Raw genomic sequence first — 23,284 nt, 5'->3', positions numbered from 1 at the left:
GTAAAAGAAATTTCTAAGAAAAAGAAACATAACGGACAGGCGCAAGTCATGTCGTCGGTGAACGCAAAGTCATTACTCTCAAACGAGAGATTGATTGAAGCATATCGCATGATGTACACTGCTCGAAAGACGGATGACAAGATTCTCGTGCTTCTTCGTCAGGGAAAAATCTTTTTCCATATTGGTGGTTCGGGGCATGAAGCCGCACAGGTTGCGACCGCATTTGCCATGAAGCCCGGTTACGATTGGGCGTATCCATATTATCGCGACATGGCGTTTTCATTAGGATTCGGCTACACAGTTGAAGAAGTGATGCTTGAAGCGATGCATCGAGCGAACGGTCCGAGCAGCGCGGGATTTGCCATGCCGTTTCATTGGGGACAAAAGAAGTGGCGCATCGTTTCTCAATCAAGTTCAACCGGAACACAATTTTTACAAGCGGTTGGAACAGCGATGGGGGCAGTGATGGAAGGGAACGATGAGGTTGTGTATGTTTCTGCAGGTGAAGGAACGACAAGTCAAGGTGAGTTTCATGAAGCGCTTAATTGGGCGGCACGTGCGAAACTCCCAGTCATATTTTTAATTCAGGATAACAAGTTTGCTATCTCTGTAACGAAGCAAGAACAAACCGCTGCTGATTCCGTGTTTCATCTCGCAAGCGGTTACCAAGGATTGAATCGTTATGAAGTTGACGGCTGTGATTTTCTTGCATCCTTTGAAGCCGCTTCTGATGCCGTTGCGAAAGCCCGGAGAGGCGAAGGACCGAGTTTGATTCTGGCTCACACTGTTCGATTGCTTCCTCATTCTTCGTCGGATGACCAGCGAAAGTATCGTTCGGAAGCTGACCTCGAACGAGATAAGAAACTTGACCCGTTACCGAGATTTGAAAAATATTTGCTCGAACAGAAAGTTTTGAGTGAATCGGAACTCAAACAAATTCAAGAAGAAATTCTTGCAAGAATTGATAAAGCGGCTGATGAAGCGGAAGCAGAATCCCAGCAAGAAGCAAGTAATCTTTTGAACTATGTTTACTCACCGAATGCCGGCGTTCCAAAAGATGGATTTGTGGAACGTGAACATTCTGGAGAGAAGATTGTCATGGTTGATGCAATCAATCATGCGATGGCGGAAGAGATGGAACGTAATCCCAAGATGTTGATTTATGGTGAAGACGTCGCCGGTGAGAAAGGCGGCGTGTTCACCGCTACGAAAGGGTTGACGAAAAAATTCGGATGGGGACGTGTGTTCAATTCTCCGCTTGCGGAAGCGAGCATCATTGGAACGGCGTTCGGACTTTCGGTGCGCGGTTTCAAACCCGTAGTCGAAATTCAATTCGGCGATTATATTTGGCCCTCGTTCATGCAACTGCGCGGAGAAGTTGCTGTGCTTCGTTTCCGTTCTTTTAATGAATGGTCGTGTCCGATGGTCGTTCGAGTCGCAGTTGGCGGTTACATTCATGGCGGATTGTACCACAGCCAAAGCATTGACGGATTTTTCACACATATTCCCGGATTACGTGTTGTCTATCCATCCAACGCCGCCGATGCAAAAGGACTTTTGAAAACCGCGTGTCGTTCTGATGACCCGGTAATTTTCTGTGAACACAAAGGATTGTACCGCGCAAGTTTTGCAACTTCACCGGAACCTGATTCGGATTTTTGTTTGCCTTTCGGAAAAGCAAAAGTCGTGAAGCAGGGGAGTGATATTTCGATTATCACGTGGGGAATGTTGGTTCAGCGTTCCCTTGAAGCAGCAAGAAAACTTGAAGAGAATGGAACAAGTGTCGAAGTAATTGATTTACGAACACTCAATCCATTAGATGAAGAAACTATTTTTGCTACCGTAAAGAAAACCGGAAAGGTTTTAATTGCTCATGAAGATACTCTAACGAGTGGTTTCGGTGCTGAGATTGCCGCTTTGATTTCTGAACAATGTTTTACCAGGCTCGATGCGCCAATCAAGCGCGTCGCGGCAAAAGATTCACCGGTTCCGTATTCGCCGACACTTGAGAATGTGATGTTGCCACAGACTTCGGATATTGTGAAAGCGTTGGAAGAGTTAGCAGTTTATTAAATCAAAACATATTGGAAATTCTATGAAAAAAACTAAAACCACTTTGCGTGACAAGGATGCTTTGGGGTATTTACAAAATGCAAAGGAGTTACTGAATAAATCGGAAATTAAAAACGATACCTACATAGATATTAAGTATGTTCGAGAAGCCTGTGGAACAGCTTACTTGGCTGTTCTCAAAGCGATAGATAGTTATTTAGACCGAAGGGGAGTAGGAAAAAAAGAACTACCTCGTTCCGTTGAATCATATCGAGATGTTTTATTTCGCTACGCATCAATTCATAACGGTAGATTGCTTTCAGATTTTGACAAACTCTATGATGAGCTTCATATTGCCGGATACTATCGTGGTTTGATTTATGATGTAAATGTTCTCAAAGTGATTTTTAAAACGGCTGAACGATTCATCAAGATGATGAGTTGAGATATTGATTTGTGTTAATACATCTATAAAGAAACTCTCGTTGTCATGACTCAACAACACGGCAAGAAAAATATTCAATTGACTTCAGAACATAAACATCAACTTTACTTTTTCATGCGCCTTATGCGCGAGTTTGAGGATACAATTCTTCGTCTCTATCATCAGGGAAAGATTGTTGGCGGTGCGTATTCCGGAAATGGAAACGAAGCGACGGCTGTCGGTAGTGCGTTTGCGTTGGAGAAACACGACTATCTATTTCCGATGCATCGCGATATCGGAGCGCATTTTGTCAAAGGTCAAACCGTTCTCAACATGTTCTTACAACATCTTGGACGAGCGAACAGTTTAACTCGCGGGCGTGATGGAACAGGACATTATTCAGACCCAAGTTTGAAAATCTATGGAAACATCAGCAATCTCGGCGCGATGGTTCCGGTTGCGTGCGGAGCGGCGTTGGCAAGCAAGATGCGAAAAGAAAATGCTGTTGCGATGACGTACATCGGCGACGGAGGTTCAAGCGTCGGTGAAGTTCATGAAGCATTGATGATGGCATCAGTGATGAAACTTCCGCTTGTGTTGATTATCGAAAACAATCAATATGCTTACTCGACACCAATCGCAAAACAATTTATTGTTAAGAAATTATCTGACAGGGCGATTGGCTACGGGATTCCCGGTCTAACGGTTGATGGGACAGACGTCTTGGCAGTTTATGATGTTTGCAAGGATGCAGTGGAGCGAGGGCGCAAGGGTGAGGGTCCGACAATAATCGAATCTGTCACGATGAGAATGCACGGACATGCTGCCCATGATAACGCGTGGTACGTTCCGAAACAATTGCATGAAGAATGGAAGAAGAAAGACCCAGTCGAACAATTTGAAAAGAAACTTCTGAAAGAAAAAGTCGTCACGGAAAAATCATTAAAAGAAATTCAAGTAAAAATTCAATTAGAAATTGAAACTGCATTGAAGGAAGCGGAAGCAAGTTCATATCCTTCATCTGAAGAAGTTACTCAAGGAGTTTATGCTGATTAACAAATTGTCATTAGTCAATAGTCATTGGTCATTTGTCATTGGTAGTTTTTTCAAACCGCAAACCTGCAACCACGAACCGACAACAGTCAACCAATGAACAAAACATTAACCTACATTGAAGCAATCTCCGAAGGTCTCCGCGAAGAAATGAGACGAGACAATTCTGTCTTTCTGCTTGGCGAAGATATTGGCGCGTACGGCGGTGCGTTCAAAGTTACAAAAGGATTTGTTGAAGAGTTCGGAGAAGAGCGGGTGCTTGATACTGTGCTTGGTGAAGCGGCAATTCTCGGAGCGGCAAGCGGCGCGGCTCTTGTGGGAATGAGACCCGTTGCCGAAATGCAATTTTCTGATTTTGTATCGAACGGATTCAATCAACTTGTAAACATTTCGGCAAAGTATCATTACAGAAATTTCACGCCGATTCCGATGGTTGTACGACTTCCATCCGGCGGTGGAATTCATGGCGGCCCGTTTCATTCGATTAATCCTGAAGCGTGGTTCTTTCATGTTCCGGGTTTGAAACTTGTTGCCCCATCAACTCCGTATGATGCAAAGGGACTTCTGAAAGCGGCGATACGTGATAACAATCCTGTGTTGTACTTCGAGCATAAATATTTGTATCGCCATATCAAAGGCGAAGTGCCTGATGATGATTACATTGTCCCAATCGGAAAAGCGGACATCAAACGTGAAGGAGCAGATATCACTGTCATAACCTATCACAACGGCGTTCATTGGAGTTTATCAGCCGCAGAGACAATGGCAAAAGAAGGTATCGAAGTCGAGGTTGTTGACTTACGTTCATTAATGCCTCTTGATAAAGAAGCGATTTTGCGTTCAGTAAAGAAAACAGGAAAAGTGTTAATCGTTCATGAAGACACATTGACCGGCGGTATCGGTGGAGAAATTTCCGCCATGATAACGGAACACGCGTTTGAATTTCTTGATGCGCCGATACGTCGCGTTGCATCACTCGATACGCCCGTTCCATACGCGCCGACGCTTGAAGAAGCATTTCTTCCGAGCGCAAAAAAAGTAGTAGTAGAATTACAAAAACTTGCAGCATATTGATATGAAAGAAAAGAAATTACAAATGGATTTTAATCCTGTTATTGTTGAGGTTGCCACTGTGCTTGACAGCGCGAAAATTTCGTACATGGTGTCGGGTGGACAGGCGATGAAACTGCATGGTGTCGAACCGTTCAATAGCGATGTTGATATTTCGCTCGGTGTCGGAGTTGAACAACGAACGACGCTTCAAAAATTATTAGCAAAAATGCAATTGCGGATTATGGTTCGTTCTCCAGCCAATTTTGTCAGGCAAACGCATGTGCTTCCGACAATCAACGAAGGAACAGGAACGCGGGTTGACTTTATCTTTGCCGATTCGCCCTTTGAAAAAGAGGGAGTGTCAAGTCGTTCGCTCAAAGTTGTCATCAATAATTATACTGTCAAATTCATGTCGCTTGAAGATATGCTCATACAGAAAGTTGTCTCCGGCGAAGAAAAAGATTTTCATGAAGCACGGGCATTACTCTCGAAGAAACCGAAATACAAAGTTCGGTTTGTCGAACAGACGCTGAAGGAGTTTTCAAAAATAAACGACAAGGCATATATGCCTGTGTTTGATAAAGCACGAAAGAAAAAATCATTAGCATAAGAAAGTTTTAGGAAACCATCATGGCAAAAGTAGAAGTTGTAATGCCGCAGTTGGGCGAAAGTCTTACCGAAGGCACGATTGTAAAATGGCACAAAAAACCGGGAGATAAAGTCAGGAAGGACGAAACGCTTCTTGAAATTTCCACCGACAAAGTTGATTCGGAAATTCCATCTCCTGTTGGAGGTGTCGTTACTAAATTATTGTTTGAAGAACAAAAAACAGTAGCAGTCCGAACCGTGATTGCAGAAATTGATACGGATGAGTCTGCATCAGGCTCTGCCGAAACACCGAAGGTCTCTCAACCTGTTGAACAAGCGAAACCGGTTGTTGCTGAATCAAAACAACCAAGTGCGTCACCTGTTGTATCTTCACAAGCAAAACCCGCGACAGGTAGATTTTATTCTCCGCTTGTTCTGAACATCGCACGTGAAGAAGGAATCTCGATGAGCGAACTTGAACAACTTCCCGGAACCGGTGAAGGTGGACGTGTTTCAAAGAAGGATATTCTCGCGTATGTTGATGCGAAGAAAAAGGGAACTGTCGTTGTGCAACCGACTATATCTGCACACCCAACCGTTTCGACTGCGCCATCTGCGCCACGATTGGAAACATCGTTGAAACATGTTGATGCAGGAGAACTTCTCAAAAAATATCCTGCGCCGCAGTACGAAATTTTGCAGATGAGCAATATCTTGCAAAAAATGTCAGACCACATGGTGAAGAGCGTTCACACATCACCGCACGTTCAGGCAATTCACGAATGTGACATGACGAAGGTAGATAATTACAGGAGAAAGCACACCGCTGCGTTTGAGGCGCGTGAAGGTTTCAAGCTGACCTACATGCCGTTCATCTGCGATGCGATTGTGAAAGCGTTGAAGAAATATCCACTTGTCAATTCTTCTATAGAAGGTGATAAAATTATTTTGAAGAAGTTCATCAATCTCGGAATGGCAGTCGCATCGGAAAACGGGTTAATTGTTCCTGTTATTAAAAATGCCGATGAGAAAAACTTCATCGGCATGGCACGCGCTATCAACGATTTGGCTACGCGTACACGCACGAAGAAACTCACACCTGCCGATATTGAAGGTGGCACGTTCACGATAACAAACTACGGTGTATTCGGAACGATGGTTGGGATTCCGATTATCAGTCAACCACAAGTTGCAATTCTCGGAATCGGTGCGATTAAGAAACGCCCGGTTGTCATCAATGATGCAATCGCCATTCGTTCCATGTCATACTTCACGTTATCGTTTGACCATCGCACCGTTGATGGCGCACTTGGCGGTTCGTTTATGGATGCAATTGTAAAGGAACTTGAGAATTTTGATGAAACTCAGGTTCTTTAAATCCGAAATTCTAATTTCAAAATCCTAAACAAATTCGAAATACTAAAATCGAAACCCCCAAGAAATATGACCTTGAAGAGCGTACCGAGAAATTTGCATCGCAAGTTGTTCAGTTCGTGAATGTAATTCCTAAAACTATTCCGAATATCGAATATTGTAAACAGGTTGTACGGTCGTCGGGTTCAGTTGGCGCAAATTATATTGAAGCGAATGAATCACTCGGCAAAAAGGATTTCCTTTTACACATCAAAATTAGTAAGAAGGAAGCGAAGGAGACTCGGTATTGGTTACGACTAATTACTTGTGAAGGACAATTTATTGAAGTGAAAGAAAAACTTATACAGGAATCTACTGAGTTAATGAAAATATTTGGCGCGATATTAGAAAAATCATCCGGTAAGGATGAGTAATTAGTATTTCGGATTTGTTTAGGATTTTGAAATTCGATATTAGAATTTATGACATTGTTGATTGAGGAAATAAAGCCACGAAGACCGGAGTGGCTAAAAGCCAAACTCCCCGGAGGTGAAAACTATTCGCGCCTGAAGGGATTGATGGAAACACGAAAACTTCATACTGTGTGTGAAGAGGCGCGTTGCCCGAACATGGGCGAATGTTGGAATCATGGAACAGCGACGTTTATGATTCTCGGTGATGTTTGCACACGGAGTTGTGGTTTCTGCGCAGTGAAAACCGGCAAACCGACGGAACTCGATGCGGATGAACCGCGACGTGTTGCAGAGGCAGTTCAATTGATGGGAGTGAAACATGCAGTCATAACTTCTGTCAACCGAGATGAATTGTTCGATGGAGGCGCACAAATTTTTGCTGAGACAATCAAACAGGTTCGTGCAGTAAATCCCGGAACCCGCGTCGAAGTATTGATTCCGGATTTTCGAGGAGACGAATTCGCCCTCGATATTGTTCTCGATGCTTTTCCCGATGTGTTGAATCATAACATGGAAACAGTACCGCGATTGTACACAACGGTCAGACCGCAGGCGAAATATGAACGTTCACTCGAATTACTCCAACGTTCGAAGCGTCGCGGTTTCCTCACGAAAACCGGATTGATGGTTGGCATCGGTGAAGAGGAACATGAAGTGGTTGATGTGATGAAAGATTTATCTGCAATCAACTGCGACATTCTCACTATCGGTCAATATCTTCAACCGACAAAAGAACATTTACCGGTTGCTCGCTTCGTTCATCCGGATGAATTCAATCGCTACAAAGTTGTCGGAAAAGAATTAGGTTTCAAGCATGTCGAATCCGGTCCGCTTGTTCGCAGTTCGTATCATGCCGAGCAACAAGTATAATCCACTCAATCCATTCATTTCATGCAAATACGAAAACTCTATCGCACAATCGAAACAATCGCTTCCCGCTCATTTACGAACGAGGAAGAGTTGTTGAAGAACGTCCTGCAAGCCGTCATCAGGAATGAAGAAATAAGCATGAAGGGGGGACGGCTTTGGAGATTCGATTCGAAAACGGGGACGTATGCGCTGATATTTCAAGACGGGGAAATCGAGCGTATCCGCGCGAACTTCCGTGTGAAGGTAAAAGACTATCCGATATTTTCCGAACTCGCTCAGGTGCGAACCGTTCTCGCGAAGGAACACGACAAATATTTACGCGAGCGCGGCATTTTGAAATATTCTGCAACGGGGATTGGCGAAAAAATTCAGTGGCGCGGCAAAACCTTGTATCGCTACATGATGGCGTTCAATGCGGATAATATTGACGAAAATCTCACCTCGACGCTCAACATTATTAGCGCAGCGTTGAACTCAGCTTTGAGCGGAAAGAAAATTGAACGGCAAGCGCGCAAACTCGAAGCCGAAATGGATAAAGCAAGGGAAATCCAACGCAGCATTTTACCGCAACACGAAATGCGATTTAACAAGTACGAATTGTACGGCGTTTCGCTTGCTGATTTGGTTGTTGGCGGTGACTTTTTTGATTATCTTCAATTCGAGCAGGATACGGAACGTCTCGGTGTAGTTATCGGCGACGCAGCGAGCAAAGGATTTTCTGCCGCCGCACAGGCGTTGTATGTCTCTGGCGCGTTGCGAATGGGTTTCGCATTTCAAACTAAAATCGGTTCTCTGTTGTCACGTATCAACGCGCTTGTTCATCAAACATTTTCCGAAGAGCAGTTCGTCTCTCTTTTTTATTGTGAATTAACTGATGCAAAAAACGGCTTGGTGTTGTTCGCCAACTGCGGACACAATCATCCGATTGTTTATCGTCATCAAACCGGAAGTCATGAGTTTTTAGAGACAACAGGGCAAATGCTCGGTCCGTTTCCCGAAGCGACATTCAAAACAGAAAATATTTTGATGAACAAAGGGGATATTTTATTGTTGTACACGGATGGGGTTTCCGAAGCGCGCAACGAGCAGGGCGAGTTTTATGGTGAACGACGCATCGTTGAGCAGATGGAAAAGCATCATAAAAATTCTGCCAAAGATATTACGAGATTGCTGCTCGAAGATGTGCAAACATACAGCGCGTCTTCCGAGCATGCAGACGACAAAACAATTGTTACAATCAAACGAGTTGAATAAGGGTATATCATGAACGAAGCAAAAAGTATCGGTTCAATATTTTCAATCAGCACAGGAAAAATTGAAGGTGTATTAAATGACGATGTAGTCATTGATTCGGGGAACGAACAGGAACAATACCGTGTCGGGCAGGTCGGTTCGTATGTGCTTCTCCCTGAAGCCGGGAGAATGATTATCGGCACTATTATTTCCATGTATGATTCAGGACTCGGTGCGCCTGAAAAAAACTTCAGTGGCAAGCGGTTTCTTGTTATTCAACCGCTCGGAACGTTGAAGAATGGAAAGTTCGAGCGAGGTGTTACAGCATTGCCCGTCATCGGAAGTCCGATTTATGCCACCACAGGGAAAGATTTGGAAGCGGTTTTTTCAACCTATCGTGCATTTAATTTTTCGCTTGGTCCCCTCTCGCTGTTTGATAAAGAACAGTTGTACATTGACCCGAACAAATTTTTCGGGAAACACATTGCTGTGTTCGGTTCGACCGGCTCAGGGAAATCATATACTGTTTCCACAATCATTCAAAAAGTCTCTTCGCTTGAAAATTCTCATGTCATGATTTTGGATTTGCACGGCGAATATGCACACGCGTTTCCCGACCAAAACATTATCAAGATTACGGAACTTGAACTTCCGTATTGGCTGATGAACTTTGAAGAACTTGTCGAAACATTTATTGACGAAACAGAAGCGTCGGCAAGTAATCAAATGATGGTGCTGAAAGAAGCAGTCATGGATTCGAAGAAGGCGAAGAACCCGACGATGAAAGATGTCATCACCATAGACACACCTGTGTATTTCGGTTTCCTTGATGTCAGCGCACGAATGAAAGCGCTTGATACGGAACGAACATTGAGCGGAAAAGAGGGACCGTTCTACGGACAATTCACCCGGTTTCTCGTTCGGTTGGAAAGTAAGTTGATGGACAAACGATACGAGTTCATGTTCAAACCGAAAACATACAACTCGTCGGAAACATTTTCTCAGTTGCTGACAAAAATGCTTGGACTTGAAGGGAATAAAACAATAACAATTCTGGATTTAAGTCGTGTCCCGTTTGATGTTATCAACGTACTTGTTTCTCTGCTCGGCAGAGTAATTTATGATTTCAATTTGTGGAACAAAGCGCGCCGCGATTTTCCGATGCTGATTGTGTTTGAAGAAGCACATACCTATTTGATGCAAAGCGGACGCGCATCTGCCGCACGAAAGACGGTCGAGCGAATTGCAAAAGAAGGAAGAAAGTATGGCGTCAGCAGTATGATTGTAAGTCAACGACCGGCGGAAATTTCCGAGACGATAACTGCACAGTGCAACAACTTCGTGGCGATGCGTTTACTCAACCCGAACGACCAACAGTATGTTCGCAAACTCGTCCCCGAATCTCAGGCGAATTTTATTGATGTTCTGCCGACACTTCGGCAAGGTGAGGCGTTCATCATTGGTGATTCGGTCGCAATTCCCGTGCGCGTCATGCTCGATAAGCCTAACCCCGAACCCGGCGGCGCCGACATCATGTACTTCGAAAAATGGAAAAAGCGCGATGCTGAAACAATTGTTCAGGATGTAGTGCAAAATTGGTGGCGGCAAATCAGAGCCTAATAAAGAGGAGGGAGCCATGAATACGGTAGAAAGATTAAAAGAAATTTATCAAGAATCTCCTCTGGTGCGCGGTCTCGCGCAATTGATTACACCTATCGCTGCTGTAGATGCTGCTCTTACAACACATTTACAGAAACTTCAAGAAAAAAAACTCAGAATATTTTTTGATGAATTAGGAAAAGGTCAAAAAGAATTAAGTATAGAAATAATTGAAGAAGTAGATTTTCTTCATGCATACTTCGCGACAGTTAACGCTGTATTACGGGCATACAGATCTGAAAAAATACAATTATTTGCCCGCCTACTTTTAAATTTTGGCAAAAGAGAATCACTTGAAAATTATTCAATAGATGAATATGAAGAGTACCTTGCCATAATTGACGAATTAAGTTGGAGAGAGATTGATTTTCTAATAATACTTGCAGATATTGAAAAGGAACATACTCAGAGATCTTCTCTACTTCCTTATCAGGTAGTTGAAAAGAGCGCGATTATAAGGGAAAAATTAAATGCAAGATTACTATCAATTTATCATATGACCGAAGATGAAATAGATTCAGCACTAATTAGAATTATGAGGACGGGATTTTATCATCCAATTGTCGGTGGCTATGGAGGAGGAAGTTTTACAAACGCGCCTGGAAAATTAACTGATAGTTTTTATAAATTTCTTGAGAGGATAAAAGAAACTATCAGTATGGAAAGTTAAATAGTTTATGTTCACAACTTTTCAAACTTCATCAAATCTTCCCCGTCTCTTTCTTCTTGATGGAATGGCGCTCGCGTACCGCGCATATTTCAGTTTCATCTCCCGACCTCTGACAAATTCAAAAGGAGAAAACACAAGCGCTATTTTCGGATTCACGAATACGCTCATCAAAATCTTAGAAGAAGAAAAGCCGGAGTACATCGCCGTCGTGTTCGATACGAAAGAACCGACATTCAGGCACAAAGAATACACACCGTACAAAGCCACCCGCGAAAAAATGCCTGATGACATGGCTTCTCAGTTGGAACAGCTGAAAGAAGTTGTGCAGGCGTTCAACGTCCCGTCGCTCGAACTTCCCGGCTACGAAGCGGACGACATCATGGGAACGTTGGCGAAGCAAGCAGAAGCAAAAGGGATTCTCACCTATCTGGTCACGAGCGATAAAGATTTCATGCAATTGATTTCGCCGTTGGTGAAAATCTTCAAGCCGGGAAAGAGCGGTGACGAATGGGAAATTGTGGATGAAACCGGCGTGATGCAGAAATTCGGTGTTGAGCCTGAGAAGGTCATTGAAGTTCTCGGTCTTATCGGCGATTCGTCCGATAATGTTCCGGGCGTTCCGGGCATCGGGGAGAAGACCGCTATCCCGCTTATCCGCGAGTATGGAACGATTGAGAATTTGTTGGAGAACGTTGAGAAGATTTCCGCAAAAGGAGTTCGGGAGAAACTGAAAAACAATCGCGAACTTGCACTTCTTTCCAAACGACTTGTCACCATCGAAACAAAAGTTCCGATTGAAGCATCAATCAAGGATTTGAAAACTCAACCGCACGATAATCAAAAACTCATCAAACTTCTCTCCGGGTTGGAATTCAAATCGTTGTTGAGAAAACTTTCCAATCTCTCCATTCAGGTTCAGGAAGATGTCAGTTTTGATGTTGCTGAACTTGAACAAGCGACCATTGAAACCGATGAACATGTTCATCACATCATCAAAACAGAAAAGGAACTTGCTCAACTTCTCAGCGTTCTTTCAAAATCGAAGTTGTTCGTGTTTGATACGGAAACAACATCAACCGATGCACTGAAAGCGGAACTTGTGGGAATGTCATTTTCGGTGAAGGCGAGAGAAGCGTATTACGTTCCGGTACAGTTACAAGTTAAGAGTGAAAAGTTACAAGTTGATAATGTTGGATTTGGTTTATTCGAACAATCAGAAAATCAATCCAAAATTTCACCAGCCGCAGGCGGGCAGGACAATCCGCAATCCGTAATCACGGAAGGGTTACCAGCCGACCTTGTTCTTAATAAACTCTCTCCGATATTTCAGAATCCCAAAATCAAAAAGGTCGGACAAAATATCAAGTACGATGTGCTCGTGCTTGCATCGCATGGAGTGAACGTTGAGGGAATCGAATTCGATACGATGGTTGCTAATTATGTTTTGCGTCCCGACGGACAACATAACATGGACGACATGGCGACAGAACATCTCCGCTACAAAACAATTTCGTATGATGATTTGGTCGGAACAGGAAAAGACCGGAAGGAACTTTGGGAGATTGAGTCGGAGAAAGTCGCAACGTATTCTGCCGAAGATGCTGACATCACATTTCGTTTGTATGAAACGTTACAACAGAAGTTGGAGAAACAGAATCTGTTACAACTGTGCGAAGAGGTAGAGTTCCCTTTAGTGCCGGTTCTGACAGACATGGAACTTGCCGGAGTCAAACTCGACACACAATTTCTTTCTGATTTATCGAAAGAACTCGAACGGATGCTCGAAAACCTGACGAGAGATATTTATCATGACGCAGGGGAGAAGTTCAACATCAACTCGACTCAGCAACTTGGAAAAATTCTCTTCGATAAACTCAAACTCCCGCCGGTGAAGAAGACGAAGACCGGATATTCAACCGATGTTGCTGTTCTCGAAACGTTGCGACATCAACATGCCATCATCGAAAAATTGTTGGAACAGCGTCAACTTCAAAAACTAAAGTCAACGTATGTTGATGCACTGCCGACATTAATCAACCCGAAAACGGGGCGTGTCCATACGTCGTTTAATCAAACAATCGCCGCGACCGGGCGACTCTCAAGCAGCGACCCGAACATACAGAACATTCCCATTCGGACGGAAATCGGGAGAAGTATTCGGAAAGCGTTTATTCCCGGCAAACCTGATTGGCTGATTATTTCTGCCGATTATTCTCAAATCGAATTGCGTGTGATGGCGCATGTTTCGGGTGATGAAGGGTTGAAGGATGCATTCAACAATCATGAAGATATTCATGCAACGACTGCCGCAAAAGTGTTTGGCGTAAATCTCTCTGATGTTACTCGCGACATGAGGCGAAAAGCGAAGGAAGTGAATTTCGGAATCATGTATGGCATTGGCGCCTTCGGGTTGGCGAACCGGTTGGACATCGCTCAGTCGGAAGCGAAAGAAATTATTGCTAAATATTTCGAACGCTTCCCGAACGTGCGACAGTATATTGATGCAACGATTGCGCAAGCACGACAGACGGGATACGTTTCAACGCTTCTCGGTCGCCGACGATTCTTTCCCGACATCAATAATAAAAATCAAAGCATTCGCGGCAACGCAGAACGTCAGGCGATTAACATGCCGATTCAAGGAACGGCGGCAGACATGATTAAACTTGCAATGATTCGAATTCATAAAATGATTATTGATTCAGGATTGAAGATTCAGATGTTACTGCAAGTTCACGATGAATTGGTTTTTGAATCTTCCAAGAACGATGTTGAGGCAGGGAAGAAGTTAATTATTCAAGGAATGAAAGAAGCGCTTCCTCTTTCCGTGCCGGTCGAAGTGGAAATTAATGCCGGAAGGAATTGGTTTGAAGCGCATTAGGGTGTTATGCACTTGTCATCATTAGAACAAAAATCCCAATCTGAATTACCCGGTTAGGGATTGAGCGTTGTTCCAAAAACCACCTGTTCTTTGTGGTACTTCGTGTATGACTTTGTGTTCTTAGTGGTTAAACATTTCAATCATTACATTATAGCCGAAGGAGGAGGAGGTTGAGTTGGCGTTCTTCGCTTGATGAGAATTCCAAGTCCGACAGCAATTAAAAGAACGGGCCAATACGCCCACATCGTACTCCACACTTCGTCACAATCAACATAGCCTAACTCGGAGAGAAGAAACGCACCACCAATCCCGATGAAGAAGACCGATGGAATGATCAAAGCCCACTCACGCACATTGCTGATGAACAACATGAAGAAAGCAATCCCGAAAATAATCATCGTTGATGGGAGGAAGATGTGATGGTAGTATTCAATAAATTCAAATTCGTGGAGAAAGAAATATAAACTGTACAGAAACAAGACCGTTCCCCAAAACACCTTCCCTCGTTTATCACGGGAAAAACCCTGTACAACAATTCCAAGACCTAACACCATCAATCCCGCCCATATTACTTGGGAGAAATCAATATCGAGGAGGTCGGTTTTGATAAGCAAAAGTAACGCGCCGAAAACTATAAGCGCAATTCCAAACCATGAAAAATTTTGTTTGTGCATACATTGAACCTTTAGGTTGTAATAGTTGGTTTTTCTTCGGGCATCAGAAGTGTGAGGATAATGTACAGCAATAATCCCCAACCGAATGAAGCAAAGACGAGAACTAAATACACAATCCGGACAATCGTCGAATCAATTCCGAGGTACTTTGCAACGCCGCCGCACACGCCGAAAATTTTTCTGTCACGAATCGAGCGGACGAGTTCTTTCTTCGGTGTCGGCGTAAAAGGAGTTTCCGTGCTGGTTGAATCCGTTATCGGTGATTGTGCATGAGAACGATTTTTCATCTCGACTAAAATTAAAGCAATGCCTGCTGCAATAATTGTAAGCGGGAAAATCACTTTCCATGAAATACTCCACCACGAGAACGCCGCGAATATTCCGAGATTACTAATCAAAATAAATGCGCCCAACAATATCAGAAGGATTCCCCAAAAGCGTCGGTGGTCAAACTTAGTCCGATGATTTGCTTGACCATAAGTATTGAATCCGATATGTTCAGGATTTGCAGGCATGACTATCATTGCGGCAATGTAGAGGAAGATTCCCGAACCGCCGGCAAGCGTAATCAACACCCAAAGAATCCGAACAATCGTCGGGTCAATTTCAAAATATTCCGCAATTCCGCCGCATACGCCATCAATCATTTTGTCTCGACGAGATTTATACAGTCGTCTCGGCGATGGTTGCGTGGCGTTCGTTTCCGGGTTATATGGTTGATTTTCAGTCATTGCTACACTTGCTTACGGCAAAAGAGTTATTCATGTTACAGTTCGAGTTGGTGAAAAAGAGAAAGCCGAATCTCGAACGATTGAGAATCGGCTTTGCAGATTGTTACTATATGGATTACACTTCCATGATTTCTTTTTCTTTTTGAACGACTAACGCATCAATGTCTTTGATAAATTTATCGGTGAACTTCTGAGCATCCTGTTCGCCACGCTTACGTTCATCCTCAGAGAAGTGTTCGTCTTTCTCCGCTTTTTTTAATTTTTCTATTCCATCCCGGCGGATATTACGGATTGATATCTTTCCTTCCTCAGCAAACTTTTTTACAAGTTTGACGAGTTCCTTTCGCCGTTCTTCGTTCAGAGGCGGTATAGGAACTCGGATAATCGTTCCGTCATTAATGGGATTGAATCCGAGATTGGCGGCAAGGATTGCTTTTTCAATCGGTTGCGCCATCGTTTTTTCCCACGGCGTGATGCTGAGTGTGTGAACATCGAGCACGCCTAAATTAGCAACTTGTTTCAGCGGCATGTGTTGACCATAATAATCAACCTTCACCATGTCGAGTAAACCGGTTGTTGCTTTCCCGGTTCGGATTTTTGAAAATTCCTGTCGAACGACTTCGACAGCCTTGTGCATTTTATCTTCGATTTCTTTCATGATTGTTTTTATCATAGAATGCTTTCTATATGTTCTCAAATAAGAATTATTAGAAACTCATTTTCTCTTCGATGTCTTTTTCAGCGACTTCACTTCCGGTGAAACAAGCGTTCCGACCTTTTTTCCTTGAATGAGATGCAGAAGATTCCCGCGCTTGTTCATGTTGAAAACAACAATCGGCATATCGTTTTCTTTGCAGAGTGTTATTGCCGTGAGGTCCATGATGCGGAGATTTTTCTCATACACATCTTCATAAGAAATTTCGTGGAACATTGTTGCCTTCGGATTTTTCTCCGGGTCGGAATCATACACGCCATCTACACGTGTCCCTTTGATGATGACATCGGCGTGAAGTTCAACTGCACGTAACGCGGCGGCGGTGTCGGTTGTAAAGTACGGGTTGCCTGTCCCTGCGCCGAAGATAACCACGCGTCCTTTTTCCAAATGCCGGATTGCTCTCCGACGGATAAACGGTTCTGCAATTTCTTCCATGTTGATGGAACTCAGTAGGCGTGTGAACACTCCGTGATGTTCCAGTGCGCTTTGCAATGCCAAGCCGTTGATAATCGTTGCCAACATTCCCATCTGGTCGCCGGTAACTTTATCAACGCCGTCGGAAGAATTTTCGACGCCTCGGTAAATATTTCCGCCGCCAATGACAATCCCGATTTCAACGCCGAGTTCGCGGATGCTGTGAATTTCTTCTGCGTACCACTTCAACACGGTCGAGTCAATGCCGAAGTCTTTGTTTCCCATCAACGCTTCGCCGCTGACTTTGAGAAGAATGCGTTTGTATTTTGGTTTCGTACTCATACTTCAACTATATACAAAAAAGGTCTCATTGAATTGAGACCTTCATCTTTTACTGACTTGTTTCGCCTAAATGATAGCGTTGAAAACGACTGATGGATATTTTCTCTCCAGTCTTTCCCATCATCTCAAGAATCAAATCTTTTATTGTTTTGCTTGATTCACGAATGAAGGATTGTTCGATAAGACAAAATTCCTGGAAATATTTTTCCAATCGTCCTTCGGAAATTTTTTCGACGACTGCGTCCGGCTTCTTTTCGTTCCGTGCCTGCGTCCGGTAAATTTCCATTTCCCGCTCGATGATTTCCTTAGAAACATGTTCACGGGAAATATACAACGGGTTCATCGCCGCAATCTGCATTGCAATATCTTTGGCGAGCGCTTTGAATTCTTCAGTCTTCGCGACGAAATCCGATTCACAATTCAATTCGACCATCGTCCCGATACGTCCGCCTGCGTGAATATATGCTTCAACCACGCCTTGCTTTGTTGCGCGGTCTGCGCGCTTCTCGGCAGTGGCAGCGCCTTTCTTCCGAAGGTACTCGATTGCTTTTTCAAAATTGCCGTTGGTTTCTGCAAGCGCTTTCTTGCAGTCCATCATTCCGGCTCCGGTCTGGTCGCGTAATTTTTTTACAATTTCTGCTGTGATTTCCATGTTCAATTTCTGTTTATTTATTCTTCTGATTCTTTTTCTTCCAATGCCTGAATATCTGCGCCTTCAAATTGTGCAGATGTTCGTTCTCCGCCTTCGAGAACCGCATCGGTAATTGCTTTGGTTATTACCTGAATTGATTTTATTGCGTCATCGTTTGCCGGGATGACGTAATCAATATCTGACGGGTCGCAATTCGTATCAACGATTGCAAACACGGGAATTCCGAGTCGCTTTGCTTCTTTCACCGCGATATCTTCTTTCTTAATATCAACGACGAATAATGCGCCGGGAAGTCTCGTCATTTCAACCACGCCGGAAAGTATTTCCTGTAATTTTGCTTTTTCTCTATCGAGTGTCAGGATTTCTTTCTTGGTGATTTTATCATACGTTCCGTCTGTTTCCATCTTTTCGATGTTCGTGAGACGTTTCACGCTCTTACGAATGGTGGTGAAGTTGGTTAACATTCCGCCAAGCCAACGGACCGAGACATAAAACTGTCCGCATCGCTTTGCTTCTTCTTCAATGACCGAACCGGCTTGCTGTTTCGTACCGACGAATAAAATTCGTTTTCCTTCGGCAGAAATCTTTGCAATGGCGTTGCATGCTTCTTCAACAAGCATTTGTGTTTTTTTGAGGTCGAGGATATGAATCCCGTTCCGTTCCATGAAGATGTATGGTTTCATCTTCGGGTTCCAACGGCGGGTGAGGTGTCCGAAATGAGAACCTGCGTTGAGCAAGTCCAGTAATTCTACACGTGGCATTTGGTATTTCTCCTTGGTTATTTGTTTAGTTTTCTCTACAAGTTGTAGACTTCTACTTCCGTCATTTCATTTCGGAATCCCGCACCTCGCTGAGGAGCGGGACACTGCCGATTTGATCGGGAAGTATGTTTGATTTAATTAAAATGTTATGAGTTGTGCGATATGTGATATGAAATAATATCTCATATCGCACATCCCACATCGAAGACTAACGTTTCGAGAATTGGAATCTCTTACGAGCCTTCTTCTGCCCGTATTTCTTACGTTCGACCATTCTCGGGTCGCGGGTCAACAATCCGAACGTGCGAAGTTTTGAACGAAACTCTTCGTTGCTGGTTACTAATGCTCTTGCAATTGCTAATTTAATCGCTCCTGCCTGACCATTTACTCCGCCTCCGTCCACATTGACGTTGACATCATATTGCCCGCTTGTTTCGGTTGCAACGAAAGGCAATAACACTTCTGCCTGTTGTGTATCAACCGGGAAAAATTGTTCGAGTGATTTGTTGTTGATGGTGATTTTCCCGCTTCCGGCTAACACGGTTACTCGGGCGACTGCCGTTTTCCGGCGTCCAACAGTTACTTCTACATGATGATGACTGTGCATTCCTACTCCTTAAAAACTGAGAACTTCGGGTTGTTGTGCCTGATGCGGATGCTCCGTTCCACGATACACTTTCAACTTTTTAATAACTTGAGCGCCAAGACGGTTGTGAGGAATCATCCCTTTCACAGCATGCATAAATACTTTTTCCGGCTTTGTTTTAATGAGATTTTTGAATTCCTCAACCGTTGCGCCGCCGGGATAAAGCGTATGATGGAAGTACGTTTTCAATTCCGCACGCTTACCGGTTATTCTTACTTTATCGGCATTGATAATGACAACAAAATCGCCTGTGTCGGCATTGGGAGTAAATTGCGGTTTATGTTTTCCGTACAAAATGCTGGCAACACGCGATGCAATCCGACCGAGAGTTTTCCCCTCAGCATCAACGATGTACCATTTCTTTGTTATTTCATCCGTTCTGAACGAATGAGTGAGTCTTTGAGCTAAAGCCACTTAAAAAAGTCCTTAAATTGAAAAAATTTGAAAAGGTTGCCGAAAAAAGGCTCACAAAAATACTGAAATTTTTGATGAAAGACAACTTGGGTTAGTGAGTAGTTGATTGGTGAGTGGTTAATTGGTTAGAGGTTAGGGGTTCGCGGTTCGTGGTTCGAGATGAAAGGATGATAATACTGGAAATATGAGAACATGAAGATATCTGCTGGCGTAGAGGATTTTAGAGCACATTCCTTTGAATTTTATTTGAGTAGCAATCTGTTTGCCTTGATTTTTCTACAAATCCTCAAAAACAAACCAAAATAAAGGTATTTTTTCCCAAAACATGCATATTTTTCCTTGAAATACGCGTATTTATTTAATTTATTCCCAAATAAAATAAATTATTTCCAGAATAAATCTATTTTTTTCCTGAAATAAATAATTTTTCTCCGGTATTTCCGGAAGTTTTTCCTGTATAAAATTATCTTTTTCCCAAAATAAATAATTTTATTCCTGAAGAACATTATTTTCTTCAGGAATAAAATAATGTTTCATGGCAGTTTTATAATCTTTTTCCGGCATAACATTATTTTTTCCCGAAATAAAAGAATCTTTTTTGGGTATAAAATAATGTTTCATGGCAAGTTTATAATCTTTTTCCGGCAAAACAATATCTTTTCCCGAAATAAAAGATTCTTTTCTTGACATAAAAGATTGTTTTCCTGAAACAAAAGATTCTTTTTCGGGCATAAAACTAAGTTATCCGACTGTATTTTTGTCTGTATGGGCATGTTTTCAATAACTAAGTGGTAAGAGGTTGTCCAAAAAGTCCGATATGAGTAGCCGCAGACTTTATGTCTGCGTTTTTTGATATGGAAGGGGCTGTCTCATAAGGCACAAATGACGGTAGGACAGACCTTCTTGTCTGTCGAAAACTTATCATATTCACAAACGTGACAGGCAGGAATGCCTGTCCTATCAACTTTTGAGACAGCCCCCTACAGTGAAAGAAACTACAAATAGGTTTGAAATGCAAAGAGTCGTTTGTCACTCAAGCCATATTTTGGTATATTTGCACCGCAATTTAGTTAAATGGTTAATTAGTGATTAGTTACTTAGTGAATTTGAATAAATAAACAATATCACTTACTTCAAATCACCAATTAACTAATTAACGAATCACTAAAGTACATGCGCCCGTAGCTCAGCTGGATAGAGCGTCAGCCTCCGGAGCTGAAGGTCATGCGTTCGAATCGCATCGGGCGTACTACTCATTTCGAATTGCGGAATGCCAATTGCGGATTAGTTCGTACTTGTTTACCCCCGATTCTGTAATATTACATCATTAAGGAAAATTATTTAGATGCTTACACCTAAAAAGAAAATTACAAAGAAAGAATTAAAAGAGGATGCACTTGTTACTTCATACAGCAAGTTTTTGATGTGGTATGAAGAAAACAAAAAGTTGGTCAGTTATGTGACAACAGGAGTTATCGTGCTGGCGGTGTTGATAATTATTTTTGTCAACAATCGAAATGCAAACAACGAGAAAGCCGCGACAGAACTTGGAAAAGTGTTTTCGTACTATGATGCCGGCGCAAGCGATGTAAACCAGTACAATCTTGCCATCAACGGAATCCCGGAAAAGAATGTCATGGGATTGAAAGCCATCGTTGAGAATTATGGCGGCTCACCTTCCGGTGAATTGGCTGGCTTTTATCTCGCAAATGCATATTATGCAACAGGCAATATTGATGAAGCGATGAAAATGTTTGATGATTTCAGTTCAAGCGACCCGTTATTAAGTGCATCAGCGATTGCCGGCGTTGCCGCATGTTATGAAGCAAAAGGAAATTTTGAAGAAGCCGCATCGAACTTTGAAAAAGCGGCAGGATTCCAATCGGTGAACACACCGGAGTATCTCCAATCAGCCGCTCGGAATTACAGTGCGAAAGGAGAGAAGGAAAAGGCGCTCAATCTTTGCAAGCGCATCAAGAAAGAATTTCCTCAATCAACCCAAGCGCGCGACATTGACAGGCTTATTGCTGAGTACTCGTCATAACTCGTAACCGGTTTATAGATTTTCGAAACCCATTCACTCAACGAATGGGTTTTTTGTTTCTTGATACTTGATGCTCGATGCTTGATGTTTTATCTTGAATCAACAATCATAAATCGAGAATCCAGCATCCAGTATCCAGCATCGAGCATCCGGTAAGTTGTGATTTCAAAAAGAAAATTCCTACTTTGGCTCACACGATTTTGACTGAATGAAGTTACTTCCTGATAAAGTTTATGCAAGAGAAATTCTTACACTTGCGGCGCCTGCAATCACCGGACTTTCATCGCAGATGGTTGTCTCGTTGGTGAATACGGCAATGGTCGGTAGGTTAGAGAATTCACACATCCAACTTGCGGCGATGGGCTTGGGTTTGCTTGGCACGTGGGCGTTGACAAGTTTCTTCTCAAGTTTCAGTACGGGAACTCACGTGCTGACAGCACGAAGACATGGTGAAGGAAATTTCGAGGGAGTCGGTCAGGTCCTTAACAATTCGCTTCTCATTTCATTGGTGCTTGGAACCATCTTCGGAGTTATCGGATATTTTCTTTCAACACCACTCATGGATGTTTTTGCAAAAGATTCTACGGTTGGTCGAGTCGGTGCGGAGTATATGAAGTATCAATTTCTCGGACTCCCATTTTTTCTGCTCACTGTTTCGTATCGGGGATTTTTCTATGGTATCGGACGAACAAAGGTGTTCATGCAATCGGCAATCGTAATAAATATTTTCAACATTTTCTTCAATTATGTATTTATTTTCGGAGCGTTCGGTTTCCCGAAAATGGAGCTTGCAGGAGCGGGAGTCGGATATTCACTAAGTTTAATTATTGGCTTTTTTTTCTTTGTCGGTGTAACTTTCATGCGCGAATATCGAAAACAGTATGGGTATTTTTCAGGTTTGAAGATTTCAAAAGATATTATCGCACAGATTGTTAAAATTTCGATTCCCGTTTCACTTCAAAACATTCTTATCCTGCTCGGATTTCTTGTGTTTCTTGCAATTACAGGAATTATCGGTGTGATGGAACAAGCAGCGAGTCAGGTTGTAATAACCGCGTTGTTTATTTCTATGATGCCCTGCTTTGGACTTGGTATAGCGACGCAAACGCTCGTCGGTCAATCTATCGGAAAAGGCGACAAAGGAAACGCGCATCGTTATGGATTTGAAGCGGCGAAAATCGGAACAATCTTTACAATAGTTGTGGGATTACTTTTCCTTCTTGTACCGGACACAATTATCATTCTCATCACAACAAATGATGAAGTGACTGAGGTCGCGAGACCGGTTCTCCAAGTAGCAGGTGTCGCACAGATGCTGTATGGAGCCGGAATTGTTTTCGCGAACGCGTTGCAAGCAGGCGGCGCGACTGTTTATGTTATGGTAGTTGAAATCATCACACATTGGATTCTCTTTTTACCGGTCGCTTATGTATTCGCCATCGTATTAGGCGGCGGTATTCTTGGTGCATGGCTTGCGCTTCCGGTGTACGTTATTTTCTTCACGTTATTGAACTTCACCAAGTTTCGTTCATTTGCTTGGCTACATCATAAAATATAACTTTATCAAGAACCTGTGACTGCC

The 23,284-nt window shown here is 43.0% G+C and carries 23 protein-coding genes, 1 tRNA gene and 1 pseudogene; 15 read left to right on the top strand and 10 right to left on the bottom strand.

Annotated features, from left to right (window positions below):
- Positions 1–48 precede the first annotated feature (48 nt).
- The 12 genes from HY960_11875 to polA all read left to right on the top strand — a co-directional run bounded on the left by HY960_11875 (position 49) and on the right by polA (position 14,309).
- Complete coding sequence (locus HY960_11875) at positions 49–2,073, top strand: dehydrogenase E1 component subunit alpha/beta (GenBank protein ID MBI5216440.1); 2,025 nt, start codon at positions 49–51, stop codon at positions 2,071–2,073.
- A 22-nt stretch (positions 2,074–2,095) separates the two neighbouring features.
- On the top strand, positions 2,096–2,497 hold the full coding sequence (locus HY960_11870; protein MBI5216439.1) for a DUF5618 family protein: 402 nt from the start codon (positions 2,096–2,098) through the stop codon (positions 2,495–2,497).
- Between the two features lie 45 nt (positions 2,498–2,542).
- Positions 2,543–3,532, top strand: a complete 990-nt coding sequence (locus HY960_11865; protein MBI5216438.1) for a thiamine pyrophosphate-dependent dehydrogenase E1 component subunit alpha — start codon at positions 2,543–2,545, stop codon at positions 3,530–3,532.
- A gap of 93 nt (positions 3,533–3,625) precedes the next feature.
- The gene (locus tag HY960_11860) at positions 3,626–4,603 is read left to right on the top strand and encodes an alpha-ketoacid dehydrogenase subunit beta (GenBank protein MBI5216437.1); all 978 of its coding nucleotides are present in this window, start codon (positions 3,626–3,628) and stop codon (positions 4,601–4,603) included.
- Between the two features lies 1 nt (position 4,604).
- Positions 4,605–5,192 (top strand): hypothetical protein, encoded by a 588-nt coding sequence (locus HY960_11855; GenBank protein MBI5216436.1) that lies wholly within the window; start codon positions 4,605–4,607, stop codon positions 5,190–5,192.
- 20 nt (positions 5,193–5,212) lie between these two features.
- Positions 5,213–6,547: a 2-oxo acid dehydrogenase subunit E2 gene (locus HY960_11850; protein ID MBI5216435.1), complete on the top strand. Its 1,335-nt coding sequence runs from the start codon at positions 5,213–5,215 to the stop codon at positions 6,545–6,547.
- 47 nt (positions 6,548–6,594) lie between these two features.
- Entirely contained in the window at positions 6,595–6,957 is a 363-nt protein-coding gene (locus HY960_11845) for a four helix bundle protein (protein ID MBI5216434.1), read from the top strand.
- A gap of 48 nt (positions 6,958–7,005) precedes the next feature.
- Entirely contained in the window at positions 7,006–7,866 is an 861-nt protein-coding gene (gene lipA / locus HY960_11840; GenBank protein MBI5216433.1) for a lipoyl synthase, read from the top strand.
- 21 nt (positions 7,867–7,887) lie between these two features.
- A complete protein-coding gene (locus tag HY960_11835) occupies positions 7,888–9,120 on the top strand; it encodes a serine/threonine-protein phosphatase (GenBank protein ID MBI5216432.1) in 1,233 nt (410 codons plus the stop codon).
- Positions 9,121–9,129: 9 nt separating this feature from the next.
- Positions 9,130–10,719, top strand: coding sequence for an ATP-binding protein (locus HY960_11830; protein ID MBI5216431.1), 1,590 nt, complete (start codon positions 9,130–9,132; stop codon positions 10,717–10,719).
- Positions 10,720–10,735: 16 nt separating this feature from the next.
- Positions 10,736–11,428, top strand: a complete 693-nt coding sequence (locus tag HY960_11825) for a hypothetical protein (GenBank protein ID MBI5216430.1) — start codon at positions 10,736–10,738, stop codon at positions 11,426–11,428.
- A gap of 7 nt (positions 11,429–11,435) precedes the next feature.
- Complete coding sequence (gene polA / locus HY960_11820) at positions 11,436–14,309, top strand: DNA polymerase I (protein ID MBI5216429.1); 2,874 nt, start codon at positions 11,436–11,438, stop codon at positions 14,307–14,309.
- Between the two features lie 143 nt (positions 14,310–14,452).
- Here polA and HY960_11815 read toward each other — a convergent pair whose 3' ends face one another.
- The 10 genes and pseudogenes from HY960_11815 to HY960_11770 all read right to left on the bottom strand — a co-directional run bounded on the left by HY960_11815 (position 14,453) and on the right by HY960_11770 (position 20,390).
- A complete protein-coding gene (locus tag HY960_11815; protein ID MBI5216428.1) occupies positions 14,453–14,983 on the bottom strand; it encodes a hypothetical protein in 531 nt (176 codons plus the stop codon).
- Between the two features lie 11 nt (positions 14,984–14,994).
- The gene (locus HY960_11810) at positions 14,995–15,270 is read right to left on the bottom strand and encodes a PspC domain-containing protein (protein ID MBI5216427.1); all 276 of its coding nucleotides are present in this window, start codon (positions 15,268–15,270) and stop codon (positions 14,995–14,997) included.
- 222 nt (positions 15,271–15,492) lie between these two features.
- Positions 15,493–15,714: pseudogene (locus tag HY960_11805) on the bottom strand (PspC domain-containing protein).
- Between the two features lie 115 nt (positions 15,715–15,829).
- Positions 15,830–16,387: a ribosome recycling factor gene (frr, locus tag HY960_11800; GenBank protein MBI5216426.1), complete on the bottom strand. Its 558-nt coding sequence runs from the start codon at positions 16,385–16,387 to the stop codon at positions 15,830–15,832.
- Positions 16,388–16,429: 42 nt separating this feature from the next.
- Positions 16,430–17,185 carry a UMP kinase gene (locus HY960_11795; GenBank protein MBI5216425.1) on the bottom strand — a complete coding sequence of 252 codons (756 nt, stop codon included), beginning with the start codon at positions 17,183–17,185 and terminating at the stop codon, positions 16,430–16,432.
- A 49-nt stretch (positions 17,186–17,234) separates the two neighbouring features.
- Complete coding sequence (gene tsf, locus HY960_11790) at positions 17,235–17,837, bottom strand: translation elongation factor Ts (protein ID MBI5216424.1); 603 nt, start codon at positions 17,835–17,837, stop codon at positions 17,235–17,237.
- A gap of 17 nt (positions 17,838–17,854) precedes the next feature.
- Positions 17,855–18,598, bottom strand: coding sequence for a 30S ribosomal protein S2 (gene rpsB / locus HY960_11785; GenBank protein ID MBI5216423.1), 744 nt, complete (start codon positions 18,596–18,598; stop codon positions 17,855–17,857).
- Between the two features lie 208 nt (positions 18,599–18,806).
- A complete protein-coding gene (rpsI, locus tag HY960_11780) occupies positions 18,807–19,205 on the bottom strand; it encodes a 30S ribosomal protein S9 (protein MBI5216422.1) in 399 nt (132 codons plus the stop codon).
- Between the two features lie 9 nt (positions 19,206–19,214).
- Positions 19,215–19,658 carry a 50S ribosomal protein L13 gene (gene rplM, locus HY960_11775; GenBank protein ID MBI5216421.1) on the bottom strand — a complete coding sequence of 148 codons (444 nt, stop codon included), beginning with the start codon at positions 19,656–19,658 and terminating at the stop codon, positions 19,215–19,217.
- A gap of 489 nt (positions 19,659–20,147) precedes the next feature.
- Complete coding sequence (locus HY960_11770; GenBank protein MBI5216420.1) at positions 20,148–20,390, bottom strand: hypothetical protein; 243 nt, start codon at positions 20,388–20,390, stop codon at positions 20,148–20,150.
- A gap of 443 nt (positions 20,391–20,833) precedes the next feature.
- Here HY960_11770 and HY960_11765 point away from each other — a divergent pair.
- The 3 genes from HY960_11765 to HY960_11755 all read left to right on the top strand — a co-directional run bounded on the left by HY960_11765 (position 20,834) and on the right by HY960_11755 (position 23,260).
- Positions 20,834–20,907 (top strand) — tRNA-Arg (locus tag HY960_11765).
- A gap of 96 nt (positions 20,908–21,003) precedes the next feature.
- On the top strand, positions 21,004–21,702 hold the full coding sequence (locus HY960_11760; GenBank protein ID MBI5216419.1) for a tetratricopeptide repeat protein: 699 nt from the start codon (positions 21,004–21,006) through the stop codon (positions 21,700–21,702).
- A gap of 208 nt (positions 21,703–21,910) precedes the next feature.
- Positions 21,911–23,260: an MATE family efflux transporter gene (locus HY960_11755; GenBank protein ID MBI5216418.1), complete on the top strand. Its 1,350-nt coding sequence runs from the start codon at positions 21,911–21,913 to the stop codon at positions 23,258–23,260.
- The last annotated feature ends 24 nt before the right edge of the window (positions 23,261–23,284 follow it).

The sequence above is a fragment of the Ignavibacteriota bacterium genome (assembly GCA_016212665.1).
Taxonomy (GTDB): Bacteria; Bacteroidota; Ignavibacteria; order UBA10030; family SZUA-254; genus FW602-bin19.
This window is presented reverse-complemented; position numbering and strand designations above follow the sequence as displayed.

Coding starts and splice junctions, on each gene's coding strand:
- HY960_11755 (MBI5216418.1), top strand. CDS start 21,911: ATGAAGTTACTTCCTGATAAAGTTTATGCAAGAGAAATTCTTACACTT.
- HY960_11850 (MBI5216435.1), top strand. CDS start 5,213: ATGGCAAAAGTAGAAGTTGTAATGCCGCAGTTGGGCGAAAGTCTTACC.
- HY960_11875 (MBI5216440.1), top strand. CDS start 49: ATGTCGTCGGTGAACGCAAAGTCATTACTCTCAAACGAGAGATTGATT.
- HY960_11860 (MBI5216437.1), top strand. CDS start 3,626: ATGAACAAAACATTAACCTACATTGAAGCAATCTCCGAAGGTCTCCGC.
- polA (MBI5216429.1), top strand. CDS start 11,436: ATGTTCACAACTTTTCAAACTTCATCAAATCTTCCCCGTCTCTTTCTT.
- HY960_11795 (MBI5216425.1), bottom strand. CDS start 17,185: ATGAGTACGAAACCAAAATACAAACGCATTCTTCTCAAAGTCAGCGGC.
- HY960_11830 (MBI5216431.1), top strand. CDS start 9,130: ATGAACGAAGCAAAAAGTATCGGTTCAATATTTTCAATCAGCACAGGA.
- lipA (MBI5216433.1), top strand. CDS start 7,006: ATGACATTGTTGATTGAGGAAATAAAGCCACGAAGACCGGAGTGGCTA.
- frr (MBI5216426.1), bottom strand. CDS start 16,387: ATGATAAAAACAATCATGAAAGAAATCGAAGATAAAATGCACAAGGCT.
- rpsB (MBI5216423.1), bottom strand. CDS start 18,598: ATGCCACGTGTAGAATTACTGGACTTGCTCAACGCAGGTTCTCATTTC.
- HY960_11865 (MBI5216438.1), top strand. CDS start 2,543: ATGACTCAACAACACGGCAAGAAAAATATTCAATTGACTTCAGAACAT.
- HY960_11855 (MBI5216436.1), top strand. CDS start 4,605: ATGAAAGAAAAGAAATTACAAATGGATTTTAATCCTGTTATTGTTGAG.
- tsf (MBI5216424.1), bottom strand. CDS start 17,837: ATGGAAATCACAGCAGAAATTGTAAAAAAATTACGCGACCAGACCGGA.
- HY960_11825 (MBI5216430.1), top strand. CDS start 10,736: ATGAATACGGTAGAAAGATTAAAAGAAATTTATCAAGAATCTCCTCTG.
- HY960_11810 (MBI5216427.1), bottom strand. CDS start 15,270: ATGAAAAATCGTTCTCATGCACAATCACCGATAACGGATTCAACCAGC.
- HY960_11870 (MBI5216439.1), top strand. CDS start 2,096: ATGAAAAAAACTAAAACCACTTTGCGTGACAAGGATGCTTTGGGGTAT.
- rpsI (MBI5216422.1), bottom strand. CDS start 19,205: ATGCACAGTCATCATCATGTAGAAGTAACTGTTGGACGCCGGAAAACG.
- HY960_11760 (MBI5216419.1), top strand. CDS start 21,004: ATGCTTACACCTAAAAAGAAAATTACAAAGAAAGAATTAAAAGAGGAT.
- HY960_11835 (MBI5216432.1), top strand. CDS start 7,888: ATGCAAATACGAAAACTCTATCGCACAATCGAAACAATCGCTTCCCGC.
- HY960_11815 (MBI5216428.1), bottom strand. CDS start 14,983: ATGCACAAACAAAATTTTTCATGGTTTGGAATTGCGCTTATAGTTTTC.
- HY960_11770 (MBI5216420.1), bottom strand. CDS start 20,390: ATGCCCGAAAAAGAATCTTTTGTTTCAGGAAAACAATCTTTTATGTCA.